This is a genomic window from Wolbachia endosymbiont of Drosophila seguyi, from assembly GCF_028981765.1.
In the GTDB taxonomy this organism is placed as follows: domain Bacteria; phylum Pseudomonadota; class Alphaproteobacteria; order Rickettsiales; family Anaplasmataceae; genus Wolbachia; species Wolbachia pipientis.
The window spans coordinates 1-9,191 of the sequence record NZ_JAPQLM010000194.1 but is presented as its reverse complement, the minus strand read 5'-3'; the positions used below and the strand labels follow the sequence as shown (position 1 = coordinate 9,191).

Below are 9,191 nucleotides of genomic sequence, written 5' to 3'. Positions count from 1 at the left end.
AGTATAATGTAAGTAATTAGCCAACCACGGGGCTTCTTTTGCCTTTTTTTTCGTTTGGTAAATTTCTTAAATATTTATAGCTAAACGACAACCGTCATCCCGCTACGTGTTAGCGGGATCTCTTGTTAGCGGCTGAGATACCGCGAATGAATCGCGGTATGACGGTTCGTGACGGTATGACGGTTCGCGGTGACATGACGATAACCTCGTCATCCCGCTACGTGTTAGCGGGATCTATGTTAAGGTATGGCGGTTAAATAAGGGATCTATGTTAAGAGATACCGCGAATGAATCGCGGTATGACGGTTCGCGGCGGGATTCCAGTGTCTGGGCACTGGGATGACAGGAAAAGGGGCTACTTGGATTACAGCAGATCACCTCTTCACAAAGATTTTATCAGTAATACGCATATCAATAATACTCCAATCGCTGAAAGTAAAATCAGTTGTATTGTGTAAGTGGTTTAAATAGTCCCATGCACTATAAGGGTTATCTTCAGGCAGTTTTACTGTGGAATCGTTATCAAGTATGATATTCCATCTTCTATTCCCTATATAAGCAAAAGAAGAAATGTGGTCACTTAATTGAGTTTTACTCTCTAACACATCTTTAACAAATTCTAGGTTTGATAATGAGTTTTGTCCTGTAATTACAACAAGATCATCTACTAGATAGTCATCTACGATCACTTTACCTTCAAAATCAATTACCGAGGTTTTGTTATTATCTTTCCAGAGAGCAAACGGTTTATGCTCATCTATATTAATGTGTAGAGTATTGGGCAAAATTCTGTGAACTCTTACGTGTTTTATCCATCTGCTTACGGATTGTATGTTACCGGCAAGTTTTGAAAGTGATATATACAGGATAGGTTGCGTTCTATCTGTCAAACTTAGAATATCCTTTTTGTTTGTAAATTTATTGCCGCTCACGACTACTTCGTCGATTGAAAATCCACTACTGAGTAATAAACTAGATAGGCAGTCATTGTACCAAGTAAAGTAGTAATTAAATCGATTTATTATTTTATCAAGTGAGCTGTAAAGTATTAGCGTAAGAAAAAGTGCTGTGATAACAACCAAGGCACACTTACGCAAAAAACTCCTTTGGCTTCTAGTAATACTGCTCAACATGACTTAAATCCCTAATATTTTTGTGCTGCAAACTATCTTCAATAATAATTTTAACTAATTCATTAAAATTGATTCCTTTTGCCAATTTTGCAATTTCTGGCACTAACGATAACTCAGTAAAGCCAGGATGTGTATTAATCTCAAGCATTTTTAAAGTGTTATTTTTGGGATTATAACGGAAATCTGAGCGGGAAATAGTTTTGCATCCTAAAAATTGATGTATTTTCAGTGCGTGTTCCAAGGTCATTTTATATATATTGTCAGGAATTTTAGCAGGAAATATATGTTCTGCAAATCCATCTGTATACTTTGCTTCATAATCATAGAATTTATTTTTTGGTCGTACTTCTATAGTGCCAATTGCTTCATCCAGCAATACAGCAGTATGTAACTCTATGCCCGGTATGTATTCTTCTACGATCATCTTTTCCATTATAGTAGAACTATTATTTTTCAGTTCTAAGTAATCCTCGTGCGAGAAAATTATGTACACTCCAATACTTGAACCTTCATTAATTGGTTTTAAGACGTACGGATAATCGATTTTAATATTATTTTTTAGTACATCTTCTCGGCTAATTACATAACCTTTTGGAGTGTCGATATTAAGGGATCGAAATATATGCTTTGACATCACTTTATTTATAGCAACGGCAGAAGCCATAACTCCTGAGTGTGTATATTTTATACCTAAGATTTCCAATAAACCTTGAATGCAGCCATCTTCACCATAAGGTCCATGCAGAGCGATAAAAGCAAGGCCCGGATTAATTTTTTTAAGCTTTTCAGCAATATTGCTGTCAACATCTATTTCTATTGCATTATATGAAAGGCTATCGAGCGCCTTCTTCACTGCTTTTCCGCTCATAAGCGATATTTCTCTCTCACAAGAAAATCCACCACTTAAAATTGCTATAGTTGGAATCATAAGCATTCTATGTTTTGCTATATAGCATACATAATGGTTACATTAAGCTTATTAAATACCTACTTTGGCTAACTATAAACTTTCTTCAAGCACTTTTTTTATCCACTTCAAATAGCGTGCTCTGCAACGGTAGTGGCGTGTTTGCTGCACCTTTATACTGTTCACAGATAAGCTTTTCTAAATCCTCAGCAGATTGTTCTTTTGCTTCTTCTTTTTTCACTACTCCACTAGTTACTAAATCAATTAAGGCTGTAGTGTGTATTATCATTCGATTATTTAGCTCAAATATCTTTTTTGTATCAAGTGAAGAGTTTCTAATTAAGGCAGATAGTGCATGCATATATTTGTCTATATCAGAAAGACTTTTGCTTATATCATAGTTGCTAACTAACATATATTCCTTCAAACGCTCAATTTCTTCTGGAGTAAACTTGTAAACTTCATCAAGTTTCCTTATTAAAGATATAGTAAGTATTCTACTTAGAACTCTCAATTCTCTAATAAATTGTACTCCTTCTCCTTCAGGATAAGACATTTCTTCTTTTTTATATTTCTTAAATAATTCTTGATCATAAGACTTTCTGAGATCTGACGTCATTGCCAATGCTAACTCTTTTGAACCTAGCTTAAAAACTTCGTTGAAGCTGCTTGCGTTGGCATCTTGTGCACTGCCTGCAGTAATTCCACAACTCCAAGAAATCTTTTCAAACAAGCTATGATACTCTTTTATCATCTCTTCCAGCAATATTTTAATATCATCTTCGGTTAACTCTACTGTTGATAATAGATCACATGCTTTTTCAAGATTACCGTTCGCTTGAAAAAGTAACCCTTCAATCTTTTTAATGGTTTCTCTTTTATTTATACTCATAACTTACCCCCAAGATTTAATGCTAACAGCTAGTTTTATAATCAAATATTGCAAAAGTCAATAAGCCTTTTTCCTTAATCCTTAAATTAATCGATACTAATTTATCAGCATAACAACTTAGATAACGCAACTATTTTCAGCAACCAAAAACAACAACCCTGAAATACAAAAAGTTTCTTTTCCTTCAGTAGCATTATTCTAAATTTTCATCAAAATAAGCTGTTTTATCCTTTTTTTCCTTATACTCTTCTGCAGTATAGAGGGGTTGCTTTTTAGCTGTGATATTTGGCCACTTTTGTGAGTATTCTACATTTATATCGTAAAATAACTTGAAAGTTTTTTGTTCGCTGCTCAGCAACTCTTCATCTAGTTCTAAAATATCTTTTATGGAATCATCAGTTACAATTGCATCTACTGGACACTCAGGTATGCACACTCCGCAATCAATACATTCATCTGGGTTAATCACGAGCATGTTTTTGCCTTCATAGAAGCAGTCAACGGGACATACTTCCACGCAGTCTGTATATTTACATTTTATGCATTTATCTGTAACAAAATGCGTCATAAAACACTGTATATTTGCATTATCTTGGGTACACTAAATTGATAAGAAATTCAAGCTTTTTATGAAGATAAATAAATTGAACAACAAAGAATTAGAAGTATGGTTAAGCCTGGCTAGAACCATAGGACCAATAAAGTTTTTTAGTATACTAAGAACACACGGATCGCTAGATGAGGTGCTAAAATATCTCAATAGGGTGGCTAATGATAAGGTGTATGGCATTCAAGATGCACGAGAAGAAATCAATAATGCAGAAAGAATTGGAGCTAAAATTATACCCGCATGTGACCCAGATTACCCTGATCTTTTAAGAAATATCCCTAGTTGTCCTCCTGTAATAACTGCGCTTGGTGATATATCATTATTAAGCCGTGAGATAATTGCAATAATCGGTGGGCGTAACTCTTCAATGAATGGAAGAAATTTTGCCAATAAGTTGGCACTTGATTTAAGCGAAGCTGGTTTTATTATCGTTTCTGGACTTGCAAGAGGAATTGATACTGCAGCAAACAGTGTAATATACAAAAATCATCCCACTATTGCTGTTACAGCAAGCGGAATTGATGTGGTGTATCCAAAAGAGAATTTTGATCTATACAAAAAAATCACTGGGAACGGTGGGTTAGTAATTACTGAGCTTCCATTTGCTACTAAACCAAAGCCTCAGTATTTTCCTCAAAGGAATCGAATTATATCTGGCCTATCGCTAGGTGTTGCAGTGATTGAAGCATCGAAACGTTCTGGCTCTCTAATAACAGCAGATTTTGCTTTAAATCAAGGGAGAGAGGTGTTTGCAGTTTCTGGTTTCCCTTTAGATTCACGCTGTAGTGGTAGTAATTATTTAATTAAAAACGGTGCTAAGCTTATCGAATCCGCTGATGACATAATAGAGAGTATTAGGTTTAGTTTACCTCCGCAGCAAAAAAACCTATTTGATGTTGAGCACCATTTTGTTAACCAAAAACAAGAAAAATTACAACAGGCAAAATCTGTTATAGTTGATCATATTAACTCTGTACCTGTTGATATAGATGAACTTATATTAGCAAGCGGACTTTCTACCAACATAGCTCTAATGGCTCTTTTAGAACTAGAGTTGGAAAACAAAATAGAGCGTTCACCGGGGAATAAAATATCGTTAATTTTCTAGATTACTTTAGCTATACTAGATGCTCGTACAGACATATGCTTGACACTGAAATGATGCCATTTGTTATAGGATTCTTAGTTGCTGATTTTAGAATTGATAAGAGAAAACTTTTTTTCAACTTGTTGTATAATTTTATAAAAGTGATCGAAATCTAAGCTTGCACTGCCAATTAAAACTCCTGATAAATTTGAGATACTGAGCAAATTTTCTATATTTTCTGAACTGACTGAACCACCATATATAATGTGTTTTTTACTAGTACACAATTTTATTACCTCTATCACCTTAGCAATTGCATCATTATTTGGCACATGACCTGTGCCTATTGCCCATATTGGCTCATATGCTACGGTATATTCACCGTGTGTTGGCAAACGGTTTTTGCATTGATATTCTATTACTTCTTTTGTTTTTTCATTCTTATAATCTTCTGAATTTTCACCCACACAGATAATTGGGTGTAAGCCTGATTCTATTGCTATTTCCGACTTAAGTTTTATTTCACTATCTTTTTCATTAGCCCTTTCAGAATGCCCAAGTATTACGTAAGTACACCCTAGTTCTTTTAACATTTCTGCACTAATTTCACCTGTGTAAGAACCGAACTTTTTATGATGGCAATTCTGTGCTCCTATATTAATATTATTGTTCAACTCTATACTGCTTGGAAATGACGTAAAAGGAGGGCAAATCACTAGCTTAGAGGTAATTTCGTTGCTCTTGTTGTTAAGTTTGCCTATAAAGTCAACAAATGAAGAACGCATTCCATTCATTTTCCAATTTGCTACTATTAAAAAGGACATCAACTTTACTTATATGGGCGAGAGTGCCGGCTGTCGGACTTGAACTGACAACCTACTGATTACAAGTCAGTTGCTCTACCAATTGAGCTAAGCCGGCGTTAAACACATTAATAATATACAATTATCAATGAATTTTCGTCAACTAATTTTTAAAATACTGTATAATGAAAATAATATGAAAAAATTTTTACTGAAGCCAAAAAAGAGTCTAGGGCAAAATTTTATTTTATCGAGTGAGATAACAAAAAAAATCGTCGCTTTAGCTGGTAGTCTGGAAAATTTTAATGTCATTGAAATTGGTCCTGGATATGGTGCATTAACAAGAGAAATATTGGTGCATAATCCAAAGTCTCTACTTTCTATAGAAAAAGATAGAGATTTAGTAAAACACCATGACCAACTGCTAAATGAGCATCAAGGAAAGTATAGAATTATAGAAGCGGATGCACTGCATATTATAGAAGAAGAGCTGATAGAGCGCCCAGTTAAAGTTATTGCTAACTTGCCTTACAATATCTCGGTAGCGTTATTTTTAAAGTGGTTAGATAGTATAAAATTTTTTATGAGTTTGACATTAATGTTTCAAAAAGAGGTAGCAGATCGCATTACAGCAAGACCCAATTCTAAAGATTATGGTCCTCTATCAGTGCTAAGCCAGTTACTATGCGATATAAAAAAGGAATTTGATATTGAACCTAAAGAGTTTTTTCCAAGACCAAAAATACATTCTTCAGTAATTACAGTAAATCCTTTGCCTACCCCAAAGTTTGTAGTAAACTTGGAAACCTTAATAAAATTAATACGTGCTGTTTTTGCTCAAAGAAGAAAGATGCTGAGAAATAGCTTGCAAAATATAACGAACCACGCTGAAACTGTCCTTGAAAACGCTAAATTGAGTGGAAATGAACGTCCAGAAAACTTAACTATTGAGCAGTTCTGTTTGCTGGCAAATAATGTAGAATGCTTATTGTGCAATAAAATGTATTAGCAACTATATAGCTTTTCTATCTCCTAAAAACAGTTAGAGCTATACAATTAAAGGCTCCTAGCTAATTTTGCCTATTGCAATTTAATTAATTGGCGTATAAGCTTTAAATAAAGCCTATGAAAAAAATGGAAGCTTGTTATTCGTTTGACGATATACTTCTTTTGCCAGCCTATTCTAATATGTTGCCTTGCGATGCAGATACAAAAACTTATTTAACAAATAGTATAGAACTAAATATCCCTCTCATATCCTCTGCAATGGATACTGTTACTGAATCGGGCTTTGCAATAGCTATTGCCCAACATGGAGGGATAGGTTGCATACATAAGAATTTATCAATAGATGAACAAGTTTTAGAAGTGAGAAGGGTGAAAAAATATGAAAGTTGGATCGTGTATAACCCAATTACGATTTCACCGGATAAAACAGTTGCGGAAGCAATTTCATTAATGAGAGAGCACAATTATTCTGGCATTCCTGTAGTCGATCAACGCAAGTTAGTTGGAATTTTAACTAACCGAGATGTGAGATTTATTGAAGACCAGAACATGAATGTAAAAGTTTCCGAAGTGATGACAAAAGATAAGTTAGTGACAGTGCGGGAGCAGGGAGTGAATAGTGCCTCAGCAATGAAATTGTTGCATGAAAATAGAATAGAAAAGCTTTTGGTCGTAGATGAAAATTCTTGTTGTATAGGTTTAATTACGGTTAAAGACATTGAAAAATACAATAGATACCCAAATTCATGTAAAGACAGTAAAGGGCGTCTCAGAGTTGCCGCTGCAATTGGCACTGGTAAAAAAGATGGTATAGACAGATGTGAAGCTTTGATCGGAGAAGAAGTTGATGTAGTTGTTGTGGATACTGCTCACGGTCATTCCGAAAACGTTATCAATACCATTAGGGAAATAAAAAAGATGTATCCTAATACGCAATTAATTGGCGGAAACATTGCAACAAAGGAGGCTGCTGAAGCGTTGATTGATGCGGGTGTTGATGCAGTGAAGGTTGGAATAGGGCCAGGATCAATCTGTACAACCAGAATAGTTACAGGTGTTGGTGTGCCACAATTCTCTGCAATCAAGAATGTTGCAGAGGCGTGTAGAGCAAGAAACGTCAGACTAATTGCTGATGGTGGGGTAAAATACTCAGGAGATGTTGCAAAAGCTATTGCAGCTGGTGCTGACTCTGTGATGATTGGTTCGATTTTTGCTGGCACTGACGAAAGCCCAGGTGAGATTATTATGTATAAGGGCAGAGCATATAAAGGCTATCGAGGAATGGGATCTATTAGTGCAATGAAACGAGGTTCAGCTAGCCGTTATTTTCAAGATAAAGATTCAAAACTCAAATTAGTTCCACAAGGAGTGGAAGGAAGAGTTCCATTCAAAGGTCCAGCTTCAGGAGTAATCCATCAATTGATTGGCGGATTGCAAGCTGCAATGGGGTATACTGGTAATAGGAATATAGAAGAGATGAAAAAAAATTGTAAATTTGTTACTATTACTGCATCAGGATTAAGAGAGAGTCACGCTCATGATATAGTCATTACACAAGAAGCTCCAAATTATGCTTATCAAACGTCCAATTTGTCAACCGATTCGGAGTAGTCCAGAAAAAGTAGAGAGAAAGTTAAAACGTTTTTGGAGTAAAATAAAACGTTTTTTCAAAATATGACAAATAGAAGAGAATATACAGCAGAATTCAAATTAGAAGCTGTTAAGCTGGTTAAAGAAACAGGTCAAGCAAGTACAAAAATAGCAAAAGATCTAGGTATAGATGGCAGTATGTTAAGTAAGAAAATATAATGGAAAAATGTCTGGAGCATACGCATTTCCAGGCAAAGGCTCCTTATGACAAAGAAAGATTTGATCTAAAAAAAGAGCTAATAAGAGAAAGAGACATCTTAAAAAAAGCCCTGGGCAAAGAAAAAGAGTAAAGTATTCTTTTATATAGAAATTGCTATAAAACACAGGAACTATGTAGGGTTTTGTACTGGTGGTATGGGTTGCTAAGGAAAAAAGCAGTAAAGAATTAGCAAAAGAAGGGCTTCTAGCAGATATTCAAAAAATACATCAAGCTTCTAAATGCAGATATGGAGCCCCTAAAATTCACGCTGAATTAAAAGCTTTAGGCAAAAATTAAAACAGTACAAAGTGTTATGCAAGAAAATGGCATTAAAGCCAAGTTTAGACGAAGGTTCAAAAATAAAAAACAGCAAATAAGCAACCGAGTTGTGGCTCCGAACACATTGGATCAAAATTTTACTACTGATCAGCCAAATAAAGTTTGGGATTACCTACATAAAAACTAAAGAAGGTTGTTGGCGGCAATAATTGACCTATATTCACGCATGGTGGTTAATGAGTAACATGATAATTAGTTATAGATTCTTTATTGATGGCCGTTGATAAACGCAAACCCGATAAAAATCTGCTGTTACATAGCGATCAAGGGTCACAGTATACCTCTCAAAATTACCAATTTCTATTGAATACAAAAAACATCATTTCCAGCATGAGCCATAAGGGCTGTTGTTACGATAACTCTGTTGCAGAAAAGTTCACTTAAAAGGGAGCTGCTTATTGATACTTCTCGCTCAACAAACCAGAACTGCCATATTTGAATACATAGAAATCTTTTATAACAAATAACGTAGACATTCTACTATTAACTATTGCATTCCTGCACAATTTATTCTCATGATAAAAACGTCTTAACTTTCTCTCTACTTTTTCTGGGTAAGGTCA

The 9,191-nt window shown here is 34.9% G+C and carries 8 protein-coding genes, 1 tRNA gene and 1 pseudogene; 4 read left to right on the top strand and 6 right to left on the bottom strand.

Features of this window, described 5'->3' with window-relative positions; all coding sequences use genetic code 11:
* Nucleotides 1–374: 374 nt before the first annotated feature.
* The 4 genes from OZD62_RS05840 to OZD62_RS05825 all read right to left on the bottom strand — a co-directional run bounded on the left by OZD62_RS05840 (nt 375) and on the right by OZD62_RS05825 (nt 3,500).
* Nucleotides 375–1,133 (bottom strand): cell division protein FtsQ/DivIB, encoded by a 759-nt coding sequence (locus OZD62_RS05840; RefSeq protein ID WP_010962363.1) that lies wholly within the window; start codon nt 1,131–1,133, stop codon nt 375–377.
* Complete coding sequence (locus OZD62_RS05835; RefSeq protein WP_010082603.1) at nt 1,114–2,067, bottom strand: D-alanine--D-alanine ligase; 954 nt, start codon at nt 2,065–2,067, stop codon at nt 1,114–1,116. The genes OZD62_RS05840 and OZD62_RS05835 overlap by 20 nt, the downstream gene beginning before the upstream one ends.
* A 79-nt stretch (nt 2,068–2,146) precedes the next feature.
* Nucleotides 2,147–2,932, bottom strand: a complete 786-nt coding sequence (locus tag OZD62_RS05830) for a hypothetical protein (RefSeq protein WP_010082602.1) — start codon at nt 2,930–2,932, stop codon at nt 2,147–2,149.
* 193 nt (nt 2,933–3,125) lie between these two features.
* Nucleotides 3,126–3,500 (bottom strand): ferredoxin family protein, encoded by a 375-nt coding sequence (locus OZD62_RS05825; protein WP_010082601.1) that lies wholly within the window; start codon nt 3,498–3,500, stop codon nt 3,126–3,128.
* A gap of 61 nt (nt 3,501–3,561) precedes the next feature.
* On the opposite strand from OZD62_RS05825, the gene dprA reads away from it, so the two are divergent.
* Complete coding sequence (gene dprA / locus OZD62_RS05820; RefSeq protein WP_038199450.1) at nt 3,562–4,650, top strand: DNA-processing protein DprA; 1,089 nt, start codon at nt 3,562–3,564, stop codon at nt 4,648–4,650.
* A gap of 74 nt (nt 4,651–4,724) precedes the next feature.
* On the opposite strand, the gene OZD62_RS05815 is transcribed toward dprA, so the two are convergent.
* Complete coding sequence (locus OZD62_RS05815; RefSeq protein WP_015588848.1) at nt 4,725–5,453, bottom strand: triosephosphate isomerase; 729 nt, start codon at nt 5,451–5,453, stop codon at nt 4,725–4,727.
* A gap of 24 nt (nt 5,454–5,477) precedes the next feature.
* Nucleotides 5,478–5,550: transfer RNA gene (locus OZD62_RS05810), tRNA-Thr, on the bottom strand.
* A 78-nt stretch (nt 5,551–5,628) separates the two neighbouring features.
* Between OZD62_RS05810 and rsmA the strand changes: the two genes are divergently transcribed.
* From rsmA to OZD62_RS06280, 3 genes and pseudogenes are all read left to right on the top strand, one after another.
* Nucleotides 5,629–6,441 (top strand): 16S rRNA (adenine(1518)-N(6)/adenine(1519)-N(6))-dimethyltransferase RsmA, encoded by an 813-nt coding sequence (gene rsmA / locus OZD62_RS05805; RefSeq protein ID WP_275019642.1) that lies wholly within the window; start codon nt 5,629–5,631, stop codon nt 6,439–6,441.
* A gap of 116 nt (nt 6,442–6,557) precedes the next feature.
* Complete coding sequence (guaB, locus tag OZD62_RS05800; RefSeq protein WP_275019641.1) at nt 6,558–8,051, top strand: IMP dehydrogenase; 1,494 nt, start codon at nt 6,558–6,560, stop codon at nt 8,049–8,051.
* A gap of 63 nt (nt 8,052–8,114) precedes the next feature.
* Nucleotides 8,115–9,095: pseudogene (locus OZD62_RS06280) on the top strand (IS3 family transposase).
* Nucleotides 9,096–9,191: the final 96 nt, after the last annotated feature.

What these genes read in the sequence shown, in the direction of transcription:
- OZD62_RS05840 (WP_010962363.1), bottom strand. Translation starts at nt 1,133, where the DNA reads ATGTTGAGCAGTATTACTAGAAGCCAAAGGAGTTTTTTGCGTAAGTGT.
- OZD62_RS05835 (WP_010082603.1), bottom strand. Translation starts at nt 2,067, where the DNA reads ATGCTTATGATTCCAACTATAGCAATTTTAAGTGGTGGATTTTCTTGT.
- OZD62_RS05830 (WP_010082602.1), bottom strand. Translation starts at nt 2,932, where the DNA reads ATGAGTATAAATAAAAGAGAAACCATTAAAAAGATTGAAGGGTTACTT.
- OZD62_RS05825 (WP_010082601.1), bottom strand. Translation starts at nt 3,500, where the DNA reads ATGACGCATTTTGTTACAGATAAATGCATAAAATGTAAATATACAGAC.
- dprA (WP_038199450.1), top strand. Translation starts at nt 3,562, where the DNA reads ATGAAGATAAATAAATTGAACAACAAAGAATTAGAAGTATGGTTAAGC.
- OZD62_RS05815 (WP_015588848.1), bottom strand. Translation starts at nt 5,453, where the DNA reads ATGTCCTTTTTAATAGTAGCAAATTGGAAAATGAATGGAATGCGTTCT.
- rsmA (WP_275019642.1), top strand. Translation starts at nt 5,629, where the DNA reads ATGAAAAAATTTTTACTGAAGCCAAAAAAGAGTCTAGGGCAAAATTTT.
- guaB (WP_275019641.1), top strand. Translation starts at nt 6,558, where the DNA reads ATGAAAAAAATGGAAGCTTGTTATTCGTTTGACGATATACTTCTTTTG.